This window comes from Eisenbergiella sp. OF01-20, from assembly GCF_003478085.1.
Classification (GTDB): Bacteria; Bacillota; Clostridia; order Lachnospirales; family Lachnospiraceae; genus Eisenbergiella.
Window position 1 is genome coordinate 1 of sequence record NZ_QUES01000053.1, and the last position, 18,084, is coordinate 18,084.

The following is an 18,084-nucleotide window of genomic DNA, read 5'->3' on the forward strand; positions in this document are numbered from 1 at the left end:
GCAGGGCAGCAGGCCGCACAGGGAAGCAGGGGCGGGGGACACCAAACTTTTTTATCTGCACCCAGAATTGACAGACAGATTGTAACCGCCGCCGGGTTACTCTATAATAAGAAGAAACAATGGTGGGGGCATACATGAAAAAGAGACTGAAAAACCTGTCGATCCAGCAGCGGATTAGCTATTCCTTTATTTTGTTTTTTACGGTGCTGGTCATCTGCATCATTTTTGTCCTGCGGGGGATTTACAGCAGCCAGATGTACGAAAAACTCATACAGGGTAGGAATTATGAGGATAATCTGATTGTGCAGCAGATGGCAGGGCTGGCATCCAATACCGCCAGCTGCTGCAACAGTATTATCGTAAATCTGAATAATACCCTGGAACTGAACGGTTCATCCCTTTTTTACCCCAACCTGTATAATACGTCCACGAAAAAGAAAATCCTGAATATTATTGAAAACAGCTTTCTTCTTTACCCGGATGTGGGCCATATTGCTGTCCTTTATAATAACGGGGATATGTATGAGAAGGAGCGGAACCGCTCCTACCGAAGCTCGGACGGAAACCTGGAGCTGGTACGGCAGTTTGGGGATATGGGGATCACCACCACCGGCCAGTGGTATTATTCCCTCAGGATAGAATCCGCATTTTCCGGTTTTAACCTGCATTATGTAAAGGTATTAAGAGATGTGGAGAGCAATGCGGATGTGGGCTACATCATCCTGGAGCTGGACGAACAGAGGCTGTATGAAACCTATCAGTATAAGGACGGCGCCCCGGAAGTGGATATTTATCTGACGGATAAAAACGGTATGCTCCTTTCCAGCGACGACAGGGAGGCCATGAGGGTGCTGCGCGCCGCGTCTGATTACAGTGCCCAGTCCGCCTGTTCGGAGGAAATATCCAGCCGGGTGGAAGATAAAAAGGCAGCGCCGGGATACCGGATAGGCAGCTACCAGGTGAACGATACCTGGAGGCTGACTACGGTTTTGGACGTCAAAGCCTCTTTATCGGCAGTAAATAACATGACTCTGGTCATTATCGGGGTGAGCCTGCTTCTTCTGTGTGTGTTTAATGTACTGAGCATCGCTATCGCCCGCCGCATTGCCCGCCCCATTTCCCAGCTGTCCGGGCATATGCGTAAATTCACCGATTCCCTTCCGGAGAATCTGCCGGAAACGGATGCGGAAAATGAAGAAGGTATTCTGATATCCAGCTTTAACCAGATGGTCTGTATGAACCGGGAGCTGTTCGAAAAGGTAACCAATGAAAAAAAAGAGAAAAGACGGCTGGAGCTGGCTTTGCTCCAGGCCCAGATCAAACCCCATTTCCTGTATAACACCCTGGATACCATTTTCTGCTTAAACAGCATGGAATGCTTTGGGGATGCCAGCCGCATGATTAAACTGCTCGCGGATTATTACAGGCTGGTGCTGAACAAGGGGCTGGACTGGGTCTGGATGGATCAGGAACTGGAGGCACTGCAGAAATATCTGGAAATCCAGTCGGTACGCTATAACGACAGCCTCAGCTATTCCATAGAGATGCCGGAGGAGCTGCGCGCTTTTAAGATTCCCAAGCTGACGCTGCAGCCGCTGATAGAGAATGCCATTTACCATGGCATTAAACCAAAAAACGGCAGGGGGCATATCCTGGTTACCGGAGAGCTTGTGGATGACTGGGCTTATATTTATGTGGTCGACGACGGAATCGGCATGAGCCGGGAAACCTTCGGACGGATTTTATCGGGAGAGCAGAAGGAAACGGATACGGAAAGCTTCGGGCTGAAAAATGTGTCGGAACGGCTGAAGATTTTTTATGGCAGGGGTACCTGCATCCAGCTGGATGATACCCCTATCGGCACCAGTATTGCCTTATGCATCAATCTGAAAAGGAGCGGCGGACATGAAGTATAAGGTTCTTCTTGTGGATGATGAAACTATCTATCTGCAGTATCTGTCCCGGATCATAGACTGGGGGGAGCTGCAGTGTGAAATATGCGGTTATGCCAAGGATGGAGAGGAGGCGCTTTCTCTGATACGGGAATGGCATCCGGATATTGTGTTTATGGACATTTCTATGTCAAGAATGAACGGGCTGGAGGCCTGCGAAGCCATTAAGGGTACGGAAAACGAAACAAGGGTAATTATCATGACGGCCTATGATGAATTTTCCTTTGCCCATCAGGCGATCAAGCTGAATGTGTTCGATTATCTGCTCAAACCCTTTGATAAAGAAGAACTGAAGGAAGCCCTGGGAAAATGCATCAAGGATATTGATGAATCCAAGAAAAACAAGCATCTGAGGCAGGAAATGCTCTTACGAGATGCGGTGGAAGCCCAGCCGGAGCTTCTGATGTGGAAGAAAGCGGATTCCTCCCCGAAAGCAGATACTTCCCTGGAAGAAAGGCCTTTCCTGGAAGGGCTCCCCCGGAAAGGAAGCCATTATGCGGTGGCGATCCTGCGGATGCGCAAAGGCTGTGCCGACTGCGATAGTACCAGGATCCGGGAGCGGCTGGAGGCCTCTTTGGGAGGGGCGGGAATCGGCAGCTATTGCCTGCGCAACGACGGCAGCTGTATTACAATCGCCCATGTTGCGGACAGGAAAGAAGGAACCATGGAGCGGATACGAAAGGCCTATGAAGCACTGCTGGAGGACGGAAAAGAGGGCATGACGGATGGGATGCCGGATTCGGCCGCCCTGAGCTGTGCGGAAGAAGGGCTGGGCCGTCTGCAGGAAGCCTACAAACAGGCCAGGCTTGTTTTTGAAAACAGTACCAAGGTGCACCGGAAGGTTGCCTGCTATGAGGATTTAAAGTCACTCAATACCGATGTGGCCTTTTACAGCACCCAGGATATTAACCTGCTCATCAAATGCTTTGAACTGAGGGATTATTCCAAGGTGGATGATATTCTGGAAAAAATGTTCGGCCTGTCCGAGAACCAGATGTTTTCCTTTCAGTACATAATAAATGTCTATTATTCCCTCATGATAGGCATCCATTCCTATTTCAGGCAGACGAATGAAAACCCGATTTCCGACTATCTGCAGATGCAGGACAGCATTATAACCGATCTGAAAGACTGCTTTACGGTAGCCCAGGTAAAGGAAATCATAAAAAACTATGTCTATGAAATGCTTTCGGACTGTACCTACGTCCCGGTGGGCAGCAAAAAGGAGATACTGGTCAATAAAATAGAACAGTACCTTCAGGAGCATTACCCGGAGGGAAATCTTTCGGTCAGCACCATAGCGGAACATTTATTTTTCGAGAACAGTTACATCCGGCGTGTCTATAAGACACAGACCGGGAAAACCATCATGCAGCGGCTGGAAGAAATCCGTATTGAAAAAGCCAGAGGGCTTCTAAGGGAAGAGGGCATCCGGTGTGCGGAAGCGGCTGAACTCACCGGTTTTTCCGACCCTTATTATTTCAGCAAACGGTTCAAGCTGTTCTGTGGATGTACGCCCTCCGAATACCAGATGGCAGGGTCAAAAAAATAGAATAGAAAAAAAGAATAGAAAACCGGTTGACACACAAAAAAGCGCAAGGACAGCCGGCATGACTGACACGCGTTTATCTCACGCAGACGGGAGCAGATATGGAATATTGTGAAAATTGGGACAAAATCAGAAAAAGATACCTGGAATACTGGGCGATGGAAAACCATGACCGCCCTCTTGTAAGCATCCGGGCGCCCAGAGCGAAACAGGAGAAAAAGCCCGAAAGCCGCCATACTTCCCTCAAGGAACGATGGATGGACACCGAATACATTATAAAAAGCAGCAACTGGGAAATGCGCAATACCTATTACGGAGGGGAAGCGTTCCCTGCGCTGAATCCCAACCTGGGACCGGACTATTTTGCGGCCTGTTTCGGAACCAAGCTGGAATTCGGAGAGGATACCAGTTGGTCCGTTCCCTTCCTCACGGATGAGGACGTGGAGGAATACCAGGGCTTTCTGCTGTGCAGACAGAATGAATATTACCGGAAAATGCTTGAAATCACCCAAGCCGCGGTAGAGGACGGTAAGGGGAAATACCTGGTGGGCGTTACGGATATCCACCCGGGGCTGGACGGGCTGGTATCCATGAGAGGCCCGCAGCAGCTGTGCATGGATACCCTGGATCAGCCTGCATTTATCCAGAAGGCAGCTATGGATCTCCTTCCCGCTTTCCGGGAAATTTATGAAGAACTGTATACCATGACCACCAAATACCAGGAAGGCAGCACCTGCTGGATGGGTATCTGGCATCCGGGAAGATGGTATCCTACCTGCTGTGATTTTTCCTGTATGATATCCACGCAGATGTATGAAAAGCTGGTAGTGGGAGAGCTTCTGGAAGAGCTGGATTTCCTGGATGCCAGCATATACCATCTGGACGGTCCGGATGCCCTGAAGCACCTGGACAGGCTGCTTGCTATTGATAAGCTGAAAGGCATTCAGTGGGTCTACGGCGCGGGACAGCCCACGGCTTCCCACTGGCTGCCTGTGCTCAAGAAAATCCAGGATGCCGGTAAAAGAATACAGATTGAGGTGGCACCCGGGGAACTGGATCGTATGCTTGAAAATCTGAAACCGGAAGGCGTGATGTTTTCGATTAGCGCCAGTACGGAAGAGGAAGGAAAGGCATTGGTAAAAAGGATAGAAAAGTAGAACAAAGCAGGCAGGCGGCGCATACGGGGGCCTGCCTGCTTTGTGGGACGCCGGGTATTATGCCAGTGTATCATCACGTAAAGCATCCGCCAGGCTGTATTTTAAAATCCGTTTTCCTCCGATATAATAAGCCAGGGCCACAAAAGCGAAAATGGCAAGGCTGAACAAGGCAATTGCCGCAACCGGGATTTCACGAAAGGCTTCCATCAGCTTCAGATAACTGGCCTTTGCGGTAAATACGACGAAGAAAAAAGTAAGGGGCAGCGTAATAAGCACCGGACGTCCGGCAATAACCAGGGCTTCCACAATAAACATCTTCCGGATGCCGGCAGGTGTCAGCCCAACGGACATATACCGGGCCAGCTCCTGCTTCCTTTGGCGCAGGAAGCCAAGGGTATAGGAAAAGACGTTGGCAAGCCCGATGATTGCAAGCAGGACGCAGAAGGAACCCAGCACCAGCTTATAGGCTTTTATTATGTTATCATTGGTAATGTTATCTTCGAGCCGGTTTTCACTTTCACATTCATAAGAAGCGCTGACCAGCTTACCGGCCTGCATTTCCAGTGCAGTAAGCTCATCAAGAGTAACGCCTTCCCCTGCCAGTATCCGGATTAAGGTATCCTTTTCCGTATATCCCACATTATCTGCTATTTTCTCCCATAAGGACAAGGGGAGAAACTGCACCAGTGTATAGTCGTCGTATTCTTCTTTCAGGACAGGGAGTTCTCCGGTATAGCCAAGTATGGGGAGCTCTCCGGTCTGTTCTCCGCCTTCTGCCTTCTGCAGGACAATCGAAGGGAAATCCTCGGTAATAAAGGGGACATATTCCCGGTAACGAAAGACACTGTGCAGACTGTCCCAAATACGGTTCAGGATAATGGTTCCGTCCAGACCCGGCGTTATACCGATCTGTTCACAATACCGGAGGAATGAGGCATCATCCAGGATGACGACCGGCGCTTTTACCAGCCAGAAGCCGTCCGTATGGGATACAGAGGATCCCGCTACGGCTGCCGGGCCTCCGAGAGCGGCCAGTTTGGGACTGATGCCCGCTTCCGGGATCGGGACAATGGCCTCTGTTTTCTGGTAGATGGTTAAATCCCGGACTCCGTCCAGCTTCCCCAGCTCTTCTGTAGTCCCGTAATTCACGATTTCCGTATCTTTGACGGTAATCATGATATCCCATGCGTCCTGATATTTTTCAATATACGTATATTTGAGGCTGAGATCGGTCAGGGCAAAAAAGCAAAACATCATGGAAAAACCGAGGAACGACAATGTCAGAGACAGGGTGGAGGTACGCAGGTTTTTCTTCTGGGCTTTCAGGGCATTTCCTGCCAGTTCTCCTTCCGTCCCGAACAGCAGAGTGAGCACAGGGGAGTGTTTTCTCCTCTTTAGCTGCAGCCCGCCCGTCTCCCGGATGGCCTCCAGCGGGGTGAGCCTGCTTAACTTTGCGGCGGGAAGCCAGGCGGAAAACAGGACGGTTGCATAGCAGATAAACAGGGTGACTACAAAGATCGCGGGATGGTATTGAAAAGGAATGATATACCGCCCCGGCATATCCCTGGCTATCATTTCCATTCCCTGCTTCGCTCCGAAGCTGCAAGCGATTCCGAGTACGATACCGGCCAGGATAGGAAGGGCACACAGCACAGAGGCCTCCTGCAGAAGGCAGGTCCGTATCTGGCCCGGCGTAGCACCGATACTGGAAAAAATCCCGAACTGGCGCACCCGGGCATTCATGGTAACCGCAAAGGAATTATGAATGACCAGAATCAGGGAAATAGAAACCAACGCTATTATAAGAAGATAAAAGGTCAATAAAAGCGGAGGCACCTCATCCTCCGGATCATGGATCAGGTATTTGGATAAAAGCAGTACATTATAGGAAGCCGCATCCTCCTCAAGCCCCAGTCCCCGGATAATCCGGGGCAAATCCTGAAACACAGTCCGGGCATTCCGGAAATACACATCTGCCACGACCGCATCCTGCGTCGTTAATTCCTCATTGATAACAACACGTTCCACATTGGCATAATTCTGTATGGCGGGCAGATCCTCTGCGCTTATATTACCGGTAATACGCCCCTGCCAGTCCCCTTCTTCAATAAGTACCCTTTCTACATCATAAAGCCACAAATTATAGAAAAAACTGCATAAAAATGATAATAACAGACTGGAAATCAGGGCGGCAGCCATAATGGATATACTGGAGGCCCTGCTGTTTTTTATAAAGCTTCTGGAATAATCCTTCCACATGTGATTCACCCCCGTTTCTCATCGCTGAGAATGCGGCCGTCCTCGATGGTTATAATACGGTCCGCCTCCAAAGCGATTTTTTCATCGTGGGTTATCAAAAGAATGGTCTGCTTCAGATTACGGTTGGATAATTTCAGCATGTCAATGATTTCCCTGGAATTTTTCTGATCTAAATTGCCCGTAGGCTCATCCGCAAGCAGGAGGGCAGGTCGGTAAACCAGTGACCGGGCAATGGCGGCACGCTGCTGCTGACCGCCGGAAAGCTGGCTGGGAAGCGCTTCCAGCTTATCCGTGATACCCAATGTCTTTACCACCTGATCAAAATATTCCTGGTTTGGTTTTCTTTTGTCCAGCAACAGCGGCATCAGAATATTTTTACGTACGGTCAGGGTGGGGATCAGATTGTAAAACTGATAAACAAGACCCACCTTCCTCCGCCTGAAAATAGCCGCCTGTGTCCGGTTCATTGCGGAGATATCCACTCCGTCAACAATAACCTTTCCTGACGTGGGCTGATCCACACTGCCCAGAATATGCAGGAGTGTAGATTTTCCTGAGCCGGAGGCCCCTATGACAGCAACAAATTCCCCTTTCTCCACAGACAGATCTATTCCGTCCAAAGCCGTTACCTGATTATTGCCGTTACCGTATATTTTACTGACTCCCTCGCATTTTAATAGTTCCACCGATAGTTCTCCTTCCTGTTATGTTACGCAAACTTCGCAGGTTCCAAATGGCTTTCCGTCCGCCGGCAGAGCGGTGTCCCCGGGACAAAAAAAGGAATGTCCGCCAGATCCTTTCAGGCCATGAAGATGAGACCGGTCAAGTGTGCCAGATTCATCTGACAAACTTGACCGGGCTCATCGGAATGTTCGGCCTGATGGACTGGCGGACATTCCTTTTTTTGTCCCGGGGACACCGCTCTGCCGGCGGACGGAAAGCCATTTGGAACCTGCGGAGTTTGCGTTATGTTATTGTTACAGTTTACCCGTGCCGGCATCGGATAAAAGCTATGCTGACAGTTCATGCAGGCCTGCCTGTACTGTTCAAGCTATAATGTAGTATAACAAAAGAAAGTGACATCTCAGTGACTGTAAAAACGGATATCAAAACAGGCTCCGCCCTCCGGATTATTCCTGGCACAAATCGTCCCGTTCTGGTTTTCAATGATTTCCTTTGCCAGGGCCAGGCCGATTCCGATTCCTCCTTCCTTTGCATTCCGACCGCGGAAGAATCGTTCAAAAAGATGGGGGATATCCTCCTTTGCAAAACCCTCCCCCTCATCCCGGATTACAATCTGTGTGTAAACCGGATTCTGTTCATAGAAGCAATGGACAATACCCCCGGCAGGCGTGTGCTCCATACTGTTTTTCAGAAGATTCATGATCGCTTCCATGGTCCAGTCCAAATCCCCGGTCAGCCGGGCGGCTTTTCTTTCGGGGATATCGATAAAGACGCCTGCGTCGGAAAATACCTCCTGTAGATTGTCAGCCGCAAGCGTCAGTACCGTGAACACATCGATTTCTTTTTGTTCCAGAGGAAGCGTTCCGGCATCAAGACGGGACAGAAGCAGTAACGCTTCCTCCAGATGCGTCAGGCGTTCCAGCTGTTTTCGTATCTGCCCGGCGGTTTCCGGCTTTGCCGTCAGCTCCGGCATTTGTGTGGTCAGATGGATGGCTGTAATGGGAGTTTTAAGCTGATGGGCAATATTGGAAAGGTTTTCTGCGAAATTCTGTTTGGCTTCAAGGGCCGCATCCCTTGTCTGGTAAGCAAAGGTTACTGTTTTATAGATTTCATCCTGCAGCTTGGAAAAATCGTCCTCCTCTTCCTGCAGGTGAAGGACCGTACCTCCGGTATTTACATGTTCCAGATAATCGGTCAGGGCTTTAATCCGAAGCATTTCCGTTTTATGCCGGTACCAGAACGCAGACAGAAAAAGGATGCCGCCAAGCAGGAAACCGCCGGCGGCGGATAACAGGCCGTAATTCCGGGTGTACCCGGCAAAGTCCGACTGCCGGTATCCATAGTCGGTGAGTATGGTGCCCCGGGTATCCGCGGCCTGCCCGTTTTTGATTTTTTTTAATACGGAGGGAATGGTTTTTTCCGCTTCCGGCAATTCCCGGATAATACTTTCGCAGATATTGTTTAGAAGCCGGAACTGCATACGGTTATAAAGGCCGGCCATAAAAAAAGCGGTAACGGAGACAGAAATCAGGCTGACGGATAATACAAAAACAAGGAATAGCCCTGTTCTTTTCTGACTGTTCATAAGGTATCCTCCATAGTGACAATTCAAGTATCGGAGCGGTTATCCTCCATACGGTATCCAAAGCTTCTGACTGTTTTTATACAGGACGGGTTATGCAGTTTTTCACGCAGCCGTTTCATAGTCACGGTAAGCGTATTATCATTCACATAGCTGCCGCTTTTGTCCCACAGATCGCTCAATATCCGTTCCCGGGTAACCGTCTTTCCTTTGTTGCGGATTAAAAGTAACAGGAGCTGATATTCAGACTGGCTTACCACAATTTCTTCCTCTCCGATGAAAACCATCATACGGTTTTGGTCAAGCATGATGGAACCACAGGTCAGGCACTGCCCGGATACATTCCCTGCCCGGCGCAGCAGGGCACGGATACGGGAATCCAAAACCTCCAGTTCAAACGGTTTTACCACATAATCGTCCGCGCCGTTTTGAAAACCGGATACGACATCCCGGGTATCGCCCCGGGCGGTAAGAAAAATAACGGGCAGCTCTTTCCATTTGGATCGGATCCACCGGCACAGCGCATCGCCCCGCCCGTCCGGCATATTCCAGTCCACCAGTGCGGCATCCGGCACGCGGCCCAGGAACGCTTCCCTGGCATCGGTTATCGTCCGGAAAACAGAAACCTTACAGCCTCTCTGTTCCAGGTACTCCTTAACCATACCTGCTATAGATTCATCGTCTTCAATGTAATAGATAGCGATCATCTTTAAATCCTCCTTTATCCGGCGCTCCGGCGTAAAAACGGGCGGTGCCGGTGCCTCACGCCCTGTTGTTATGCTTCCGTTTTTTTCCATAGTTTCATTATTTTAATTATTTTATCCCGTTCTTCAAGGGTAAACGTTTGGAAAACCCGCAAAAGTTCCGCCTCCTGTGCAGCCTCTTTTTCCACAGAAGCCCCGGGGCGGCCCGCATCTAAAAAAGTATCCACGGAAACATTACAAAGATTAGCATAGTAGAGTAAAACCCTTAAATTCAGTTTGGCCCGGTTATTTTCAATATTACTGATAAATGCAACCGTGCATTCCAGGGCATCGGCAATCTTTTCCTGAGTGGCGCCCTGCTCCATCCGTAATTCTTTCATTTTAAGACCGACCTTAGAAAAATCAATGGTTTCCATAATTTATACTCCTTATATGTTACTGTCCACAGCCCATTCGTCCGCCCCAGGGAAAAGCCGGGAGGGCAAACCAGGCAGGCAAAACCACTGGGCGGCGGACGAATGGGCTGTGGACAGTACCTTTATATATTATATAGTATAGTTTACTATATTAATGGATTGCAATCAATATATTTTGGTGATATACTTATGTATACTAATAAATATATAAGGAGGCGGGACAAATGGGAGATATCAGTATAATTGCGCGCAGGCTGGAGGATGGCCATGTCCAATATGGGTGGAGCGGAAATGGGGGATATTTTGCAATGGTAGGCGCGCGTCTGCTTGCATGGTACCAATCACCGGAACGGGTGGAGTATCTGTTTGGCCTGGGTGAGCTGAGTTTGTTAGGGATGCCCGGAAGCGAAGGGCACTATCCGCGCAGCCTTTACTCCCACCGGGCTACAGGCAGGCCGCATAACCTGGGCAAAACGGAGAGGGAAATTTTCAGCAGGATTGCGTTTGTTGATTACGGATATTTTTATGATCTTGATAAACAGTGGCACTATATAGTCCCCGGGCCGTTCCGGATTAAGATACCGCTGAAGGTGGTAGAAGCTAACCTGGATAGCAGGGGAATGGAGTTTGCTTTTATTAATGAAACCGAAAAACAGCTTACCCGTTATCTTTTAGGACAATATGGGGAGGAAAATACAAAGTTTGGAAAACGGCTAAGGGAAGGAGGATGTGACACAAAAAGACTGTTGGAGGAGATAGAAGAGAGTCCCTGGCCTATGGAAATTATTTACGAAAATAAATTGATATTCAGCTACTTTGATGATTGGGTGGTTGCCTTACCGGATGAAAAAAGACAGAAAATCGAAGCCTTCATGGTGAAACCCAGGGGAAAGAGACATGTGGAGACTATTTTCTGGAAGTAAAGTAATGAATGCAGACAATTTTAGTAATCATCTCAAACTTCGCAGGGATATTTTCACGTAATACAGATAAATAAATGATTGTAGTCTGGAAAAAATCATGTTAAAATAAAACCAAGCATAATTTTCTATGAATTCTGGCGTAAGCCGTCTTATTTCTATTCTCTATTCAGAAACTCTATGCTTACCATCCAATGAAACAGGCAGGAGTTGCTGGACAGAAGCGGATTACGTCATATTCTTTCAGACAGCTTCCTGCCCACAATTGCAGAAAGGAGCAGTCTATGGAAGAAAAGCATTCCACGGAAGAAAAGCATTCCACGGAAGAAAAGCACTCCCCGGAAATAAATATTTCCGGGGAAGAACAAGAATTGCATGTGGTGAGAAACCACAAGGATACGGTGTTCCGTTTGCTGTATAAAGACAGGGGAAAATTGCTGGAATTATACAACGCACTGAACGGAACCGCTTATGAAGATACCGGTGCTATGGAAATCTGTACACTGGAAAACGCAATTTATATGGGAGTTAAAAATGATGTTTCGTTCCTGTTTGATTCGGAAATGAATCTATATGAGCATCAGTCCACATTCAATCCCAATATGCCCCTGCGGGATCTTTTGTACATGGCCAGACAGCTGGAGAAGTATGTGGCGGGAAGAACACTGTACTCCAGTAAACAGATTAAAATTCCCGTTCCCCGCTTTGTTGTATTTTACAATGGGACGCAGGAGCAGCCGGAACGCAGACTGTTAAAGCTGTCTGACGCGTTTGAAAAGAAGGTTCTCTGCCCCGAATTGGAAGTAAAGGTGACAATGCTTAACATCAACATCGGGAATAACCGGGATCTGATGCAGAAATGCAGTACCCTGAGGGAATACTGCCTGTTTGTGGAATGTGTCCGGAAATATGCAGCGGAGATGGAAATTGCGGAAGCCGTGGACCGGGCGGTGACAGAATGTATCCGGAATGATATACTGGCAGACTTTTTGTCCGCACAGAGGGCGGAGGTGATTGCGATGTCGATATTTGAGTATAACGAAGAAGAGGAAATGAAAAAAATACGTGCCGATGAGTTCAGTGTTGGTAGAGAAGCCGGAAAAAAAGAAGGTAAAGCAGAAGGTAAAGCAGAAGGTAAAGCAGAGGATGTACTTGAACTGTTGACAGAATTAGGAGAAATACCCGGTGAATTACGTGAAAGAATCCTTTCGGAGTCTGAGCTTCCGATTTTAAAGAAATGGGTCAAGGAGGCGGCCAAAGCCGAATCTGTCAGTCAATTTATCAATCAAACAGGTATATTGTGCAGAGAGTAAATTGTTGTGCCATAAAAAATAGCGGATTAAGTTTGAAACACTTTTAACAAAACGAAATAATGTTTATGTTTGTTGGGGTACCTTCCGCTTCGTTCGGAACATAACAGATGCCGCCTGTACATAATTCCGTAATGAAAGGAGATACATTTACATAAACCGGTAGATGTATCTCCTTTTGTAACAGTTCAGACTTGTCTGAACTGTTACCTCCTTTTACTCTCATGTTACTTTGCTTAAATTTCCGTTTTCCAAAATCCATGCAGATTGCAGTAAGCATAGGCTGCCTTCACCGAATCCCCGTCCTCCAGCGTGAAATGCGCCACGGGTTCACAGTTTGCATCCAGGCAGACACGCATGGTACAGCCGGCCCTGGTCACCAGGCAGACCCAGCCGATGCTGTGCTCCTCGGTCATGGGATGGAAGATGCTGCCCACTTTGACAGTTACATGCTTCCCGTTGATTTCCACAACCGGCAGGTGCTTTTCCGCAGCCCCTTCCGAAGTATTGGCGGTCAGGATTTCAAAGGGCTTGCAGCTGTCGGGAACGGCAGCATTGGGCACGCCGGTAAGAGCCTCCAGCACTACGGTATGATTTTTGTCCGTTAAAAAAACAGGTTCTTTGTTCATATGAATCCTCCATTATGGTATTTTCTGTTAGTGTCCCAAATAGGGGAAATATTTATGCATTTGTAACAAATATTCATGTTACATACTCAAACTTCGCAGGTGCCAAATGGCCCTCCGCCGCACAGACAGCCGGCGGGGCTCCATTTGGCACCTGCGAAGTTTGAGTTACACCAGCTATTATCTGTTATCCTATATAACAATTTTTGGTATTGACATCGCAGTGATTCCTCCCTATAATAAAGTTGCTGTTTGGCAAAAGGCAGCAGGCCATTGATTATCGGCCGGATAAAAAAGTGAGGTAAGTGCATGCGTGTGTTCGGTAAGGAGATTGCAACTAAATAGTTGAGGAAGGACAGCCTGAAGCCCATTTCGGCTATCAGTATGCCCTTTTGCCGGCTGTTGCCGGATATCTGCCTTACACTAATACATCCTGTACTTCATTATATATGTCTGATCAGGAAATACGGACGGAATGAAAGCTGGCGTGATAAAGGCCTGCTTTTTTATTTTCCCGGAAAATGGCCCCGGCTGTTTGAATTATCTTTTATTCCGGGGTAAGACGTCTGTAAATCATGGTCCGCAGAAGGGTATGTCTATTTCAGGGCAGATACTTTTGCGGGCTTATTTTTTTGTATATCGCTGCTAAATAACACGGGAAGTAAAAAGGAAAAGGAGCAGTCAATGAACATCATCGAAACCACCCAATTAACCAAAACCTTTAAACGTTACAAAAAACAGGAGGGTCTCCTGGGAAGTGTAAAAGGTTTGTTTCACAGAGAATACGAGGAAAAAGAGGCCGTTAAGCACATGGATTTTACAGTGGAAGAAGGCGGGTTTGTGGGCCTGATCGGACCGAACGGAGCCGGCAAAACAACCCTTGTCAAAATGCTTACCGGCATCATTGCTCCCACGTCAGGAGAGATCCAAGTGATGGGGTATTATCCCAATAAGCTGGAAAATGCGTTCAAAAGGCAATATGCCGTGGTAATGGGACAGAAGAGCCAGTTATTCTTTGAACTGACAGCGGAGGATACCCTGCATCTGTTTAAGCAGATTTATGGTCTTTCCGACCGGGAGTACCGGGAAAATAAGGAGTATTTTGTTGAGCTGTTCGGGGTAAAAGAGCTTATGGATGTGCAGGTACGCACCCTTTCTTTGGGAGAGCGGATGAAAATGGAGCTTATAGTGGCTTTGCTGCATAATCCCAGGATTCTTTTCCTGGATGAACCTACCATAGGGCTGGATGCGGTAGCCGGCAAACAGGTGCGGAAATTTCTGAAGGAGGTGAACTCCGAAAGAGGAACCACGATCCTTCTGACGTCCCATTATATGGAGGATATCAAATCTTTGTGCAGCAGATGTGTGGTAGTGAACCATGGAAGTAAAATTTATGACGGATCGACGGACCGGCTTTTTGAACAATACCAGAAAAATAAAAAAATTACCCTGAGCTTTGATCATCCCGTACAATTCCCCCATATGGAAAACGGCTGGCGGATATTGGAGGATTCCCCTTATAAAAAAGTGTTTGAGGTTCCCAGAGAAAAAGCAGGGGAATGCCTGGGAGCGCTCCTGAAGCTGTCTCCTGTCGATGTGACCATTGAAGAAGAGGAAATCGGTAAAATTGTGGAGCGTATTTACCGGGAAGGAGGGGAAGGAAATGCGTAAATATGGGGAAACGGCAGTAATCTATTTTAAGGCCCAGCTTGTCTGGCGGGCGGACGCGGTATTTAATATGCTCTTCACCATAACCAAAATTATTTTTGCTTATGTGCTCTGGGGTGCAGTTTTTGAAGGCAAGGAAAGCATTGCAGGCTTCACTTTCCACAGTATGCTTTCCTACTATATAATCAGTTCCTTTTTATCCCAGATAGAAATGTCAGGAGGAATCAGCGGGGAAATCAGCTCCCGGATCCGGAACGGTACCTTTTCCAAATATATGGTGATTCCGATGAACATCGAAAAATATTTTCTTGCCATGGAGGCGGGAGTGGTTGCTTTTTATCTCCTTTTTGATTTCCTGGCGGCCGGCATATGGATATTTATTTTCCGGATACGCTTCACCTTTACTTCCGATGTTTTTGTAATCGCCTGTGCTGTGCTTATGGTGTTTCTGGGGCTGCTGTTTATGGTACAGCTGAATTACTACCTGGGGCTTCTGACCCTGCGGTATGAAGAAATCAGTACGTTCCTGATGATAAAGGATAATCTGATTTCCCTGATAACCGGAACCATTGTACCGCTTACCCTGCTGCCTGATGGGATGATAGTCTGGATGCGTCTGCTGCCGTTTTACTATGTGACTTACCTGCCGTCCATGCTGTTCACCGGCCGCTGCGGGGAGGAAGCCCTGCGGGGGGTGCTTATACTGGCGGGATGGTGCATTTTTATGGAACTTCTGAACCGCAGAACCTATCAAAAATATAGACTGAAATATGACGGGGTGGGAATATGATGGAAAAAATACAAAACAACCTGAAATTTGTACAGGAGCTGATACGGCTGCGTTTCCAGCATCTGATGATGTTCCGGCTGGGTTTCTGGGGGCCTTTTTTCGTGGACGGCAGTTTATTTCTGGTGGAATTGCTTGTATTCCAGGCGATTTATGCCAATGTGGATTCCATTGGGCCATGGGGGAAGGGGGAAATGGTTATTTTTATAGGGACCTTTTCCCTGGTGAATGCCGTAAATATGGTCGTTTACTTTTTTGGAGTGAATAATATCTCCGGCAAGATCCGGAACGGGGAAATTGATTTATACCTTACCAAGCCCATCAGCCCTCTGCTGCGCCTGTCCTTTGAGCAGGTTAATCCGGGCTCCCTGCCGCTGGTATTCCTGAGTATATGCATTCTTTGGTACGGCGTACGTTTGTCCGGGGTAAAGGTAACACCAGGGTTAGCGGCAGGATACGGAGTCTGGGTTTTTCTGATGATAATCCTGTGGTATGAAATGGAGGTTATCATCCGTTCTCTTACGTTCTTTGTGGTTTCCACCAATAATATTACCCGTCTGGAGGAGGCGGGAATTGATTTGTGTATGAAAATACCAGGTGTGGTTTTCAAAGGTTTTTATAAGCTTCTGTTTTATGTAATCCTTCCTTATGGCATTATCGCCACCTTTCCTGCCATGTATATTAGCGGGAGCGGCTCTGTAAAAATGTGGATATATGGTGTCGCCGTAGTAGGAGTATTTGGGCTGCTGACTGCTTTTTTGTGGAAAACGGGGCTGAAAAGATATAATAGTGTGAGTTCATAAACCAGCCATAAATCAATATAACCACTTCCATATTACCTGTTACTCACTCAAACTTCGCAGGGGCAAAATGGCCTTCCGCCTGCTGGCAGGGCGGTGTCCCCGGGACGGAAAAGGATATTCGCCAGTCCATCAGGCCGGACATTCCGATGAGCCCGAAGGCGTCAAGTGTGTCAGATGAGGCTGACACACTTGACCGGTCTCATCTCCATGGTAAATTACTAAAGTAATTCGAGAGGAGCTGGTGAACATTCCTTTTCCGTCCCGGGGACACCGCTCTGCCAGCAGGCGGAAGGCCATTTTGCCCCTGCAAAGTTTGAGTTACTCAATATTACCCGTTTGCATGAGACTTTATATAACATTATACAAGTAATCCACCTTGCAAAAAGTAAAATATATTTGACATTAAGCAAAATATAATATATGATATTTTATGGAAAGTAAAAACATGAGCAAGTTCAACCTGTACGGTCTGAGGATCCGGAATGAAAACCATCACGGCCGCAGGCAGGCCATGTAAGAAAAAGGAGGAAAATACTCTGCTCGCCAGAGGGCAAATTTCTAAAGAAATTGCATTTTGCTCCGCAAAACAAGTAGGAGGATTTACATATGCAGGACAAATTAACTGTTACAGAAAAGAAACAGCTTTGGATTTTTGTTGCAGTCGCTTTCGGTATGACCCTGTTAATGGGGATTCTGATGGGAATCAGTTATTACCGGGGAAACGATGTGAGCGTATTCCCCAATGCACAGATGTTCTATCCGGCAGCCGGAGTGATGCTTGCTTACCTGCTGACACGGGAGAAGGGGGAGAAGCTCCCCGTGAAGTTTTATGCGGGCTTTTTAATTCTGACAGGGGCAATGGCCGCCGCCGCTGCACTCAGCCTGTTTCTCCCGCAGGTGCCGTTTGCTCTCCTGAGCCAGTATGTTATTATTATAGGAAGCCTTATTTTGTGGGTTTTCTTATTGCTGAATAAACAGGAGGTACGGAGAAAATACGGCCTTGCCATGGGTGACGGACAAAAGAGAAAGCCCTGGCTTTATGTCCTGCTTTTTCTGGTTTTATATATGCTGCGTATCTTTTTCAGCTATGTAATTGCCGGAGAGACGGGAGCGTTCCTGACACTGATGGGAAATCCGTATCTTCTGCTCAGCCTGATAACTCTGCCGATTAATTTCTTTCTTGTTTTTACCGCATTTTTTGGTGAAGAATACGGATGGCGCGGATTTTTCCAGCCTATGCTGCAGAAAAGATTCGGAAAACGGGCAGGCGTTCTTCTGCTCGGTGTCCTGTGGGGAATATGGCATCTGCCCATTAATCTGTTTTTTTACAGCCCGGAAACCTGGCTGCAGAGCGTTATCAGCCAAATTCTGACCTGTACCGGACTTGCTATTTTCTTCGGATATGCACAGATGAAAACCCGCAATATCTGGGTACCTGTAATCATGCATTACCTGAATAACAATCTGATTGCCGTGCTGGCAGGAAGCGCTGATGTGATCAGCGGTCAGGTTATAGCCTGGATGGATGTACTTATCCTTTTGGTATTGAACGGCGTTTTATTTGCTCCCTTTCTTTTCTCCAAAGTATACCGGAAAGAGGTGCCGCAGGCGGCAGAAGAGTATGCCAATCAGTAGTTATGGGGATCGGTTCAGGATAAAGGAGGAGA

General features: G+C 47.7%; 15 protein-coding genes. 9 read left to right on the plus strand and 6 right to left on the minus strand.

Annotated features, from left to right (window positions below):
- Window positions 1-134 precede the first annotated feature (134 nt).
- The 3 genes from DXA36_RS30440 (at window position 135) to DXA36_RS30450 (ending at window position 4,658) form a co-directional block, all read left to right on the plus strand.
- Complete coding sequence (locus DXA36_RS30440; protein ID WP_182479334.1) at window positions 135-1,916, plus strand: sensor histidine kinase; 1,782 nt, start codon at window positions 135-137, stop codon at window positions 1,914-1,916.
- Window positions 1,906-3,504: a response regulator gene (locus tag DXA36_RS30445; RefSeq protein ID WP_118683016.1), complete on the plus strand. Its 1,599-nt coding sequence runs from the start codon at window positions 1,906-1,908 to the stop codon at window positions 3,502-3,504. The genes DXA36_RS30440 and DXA36_RS30445 overlap by 11 nt, the downstream gene beginning before the upstream one ends.
- A gap of 98 nt (window positions 3,505-3,602) precedes the next feature.
- Window positions 3,603-4,658, plus strand: coding sequence for a trimethylamine corrinoid protein 2 (locus DXA36_RS30450; protein ID WP_118683018.1), 1,056 nt, complete (start codon window positions 3,603-3,605; stop codon window positions 4,656-4,658).
- A 57-nt stretch (window positions 4,659-4,715) separates the two neighbouring features.
- Here DXA36_RS30450 and DXA36_RS30455 read toward each other — a convergent pair whose 3' ends face one another.
- From DXA36_RS30455 to DXA36_RS30480, 5 genes are all read right to left on the minus strand, one after another.
- Window positions 4,716-6,917, minus strand: a complete 2,202-nt coding sequence (locus tag DXA36_RS30455; RefSeq protein ID WP_118683020.1) for an ABC transporter permease — start codon at window positions 6,915-6,917, stop codon at window positions 4,716-4,718.
- A 5-nt stretch (window positions 6,918-6,922) separates the two neighbouring features.
- Complete coding sequence (locus tag DXA36_RS30460; protein WP_118683022.1) at window positions 6,923-7,603, minus strand: ABC transporter ATP-binding protein; 681 nt, start codon at window positions 7,601-7,603, stop codon at window positions 6,923-6,925.
- Window positions 7,604-8,001: 398 nt separating this feature from the next.
- Window positions 8,002-9,186, minus strand: a complete 1,185-nt coding sequence (locus tag DXA36_RS30470; protein ID WP_118683026.1) for a sensor histidine kinase — start codon at window positions 9,184-9,186, stop codon at window positions 8,002-8,004.
- Window positions 9,187-9,209: 23 nt separating this feature from the next.
- Complete coding sequence (locus DXA36_RS30475; protein ID WP_118683074.1) at window positions 9,210-9,890, minus strand: response regulator transcription factor; 681 nt, start codon at window positions 9,888-9,890, stop codon at window positions 9,210-9,212.
- Window positions 9,891-9,958: 68 nt separating this feature from the next.
- Window positions 9,959-10,303: a helix-turn-helix domain-containing protein gene (locus DXA36_RS30480; RefSeq protein ID WP_118683028.1), complete on the minus strand. Its 345-nt coding sequence runs from the start codon at window positions 10,301-10,303 to the stop codon at window positions 9,959-9,961.
- 224 nt (window positions 10,304-10,527) lie between these two features.
- Here DXA36_RS30480 and DXA36_RS30485 point away from each other — a divergent pair, with 224 nt between their 5' ends.
- Together DXA36_RS30485 and DXA36_RS30490 are read left to right on the plus strand one after the other, a co-directional pair.
- Window positions 10,528-11,226, plus strand: coding sequence for a hypothetical protein (locus DXA36_RS30485; protein WP_118683030.1), 699 nt, complete (start codon window positions 10,528-10,530; stop codon window positions 11,224-11,226).
- 281 nt (window positions 11,227-11,507) lie between these two features.
- Complete coding sequence (locus DXA36_RS30490; protein WP_118683032.1) at window positions 11,508-12,536, plus strand: hypothetical protein; 1,029 nt, start codon at window positions 11,508-11,510, stop codon at window positions 12,534-12,536.
- Window positions 12,537-12,769: 233 nt separating this feature from the next.
- On the opposite strand, the gene DXA36_RS30495 is transcribed toward DXA36_RS30490, so the two are convergent.
- On the minus strand, window positions 12,770-13,162 hold the full coding sequence (locus DXA36_RS30495; RefSeq protein ID WP_118683034.1) for a desulfoferrodoxin family protein: 393 nt from the start codon (window positions 13,160-13,162) through the stop codon (window positions 12,770-12,772).
- Between the two features lie 681 nt (window positions 13,163-13,843).
- Between DXA36_RS30495 and DXA36_RS30505 the strand changes: the two genes are divergently transcribed.
- The 4 genes from DXA36_RS30505 (at window position 13,844) to DXA36_RS30520 (ending at window position 18,052) form a co-directional block, all read left to right on the plus strand.
- On the plus strand, window positions 13,844-14,830 hold the full coding sequence (locus DXA36_RS30505) for an ABC transporter ATP-binding protein (RefSeq protein ID WP_118683038.1): 987 nt from the start codon (window positions 13,844-13,846) through the stop codon (window positions 14,828-14,830).
- Window positions 14,823-15,617, plus strand: a complete 795-nt coding sequence (locus DXA36_RS30510; RefSeq protein WP_118683040.1) for an ABC transporter permease — start codon at window positions 14,823-14,825, stop codon at window positions 15,615-15,617. Before DXA36_RS30505 ends, DXA36_RS30510 begins: the two co-directional genes overlap by 8 nt.
- Window positions 15,614-16,417 (plus strand): ABC transporter permease, encoded by an 804-nt coding sequence (locus DXA36_RS30515; protein WP_118683042.1) that lies wholly within the window; start codon window positions 15,614-15,616, stop codon window positions 16,415-16,417. Before DXA36_RS30510 ends, DXA36_RS30515 begins: the two co-directional genes overlap by 4 nt.
- A 606-nt stretch (window positions 16,418-17,023) precedes the next feature.
- Window positions 17,024-18,052 (plus strand): CPBP family intramembrane glutamic endopeptidase, encoded by a 1,029-nt coding sequence (locus tag DXA36_RS30520; protein WP_118683044.1) that lies wholly within the window; start codon window positions 17,024-17,026, stop codon window positions 18,050-18,052.
- The last annotated feature ends 32 nt before the right edge of the window (window positions 18,053-18,084 follow it).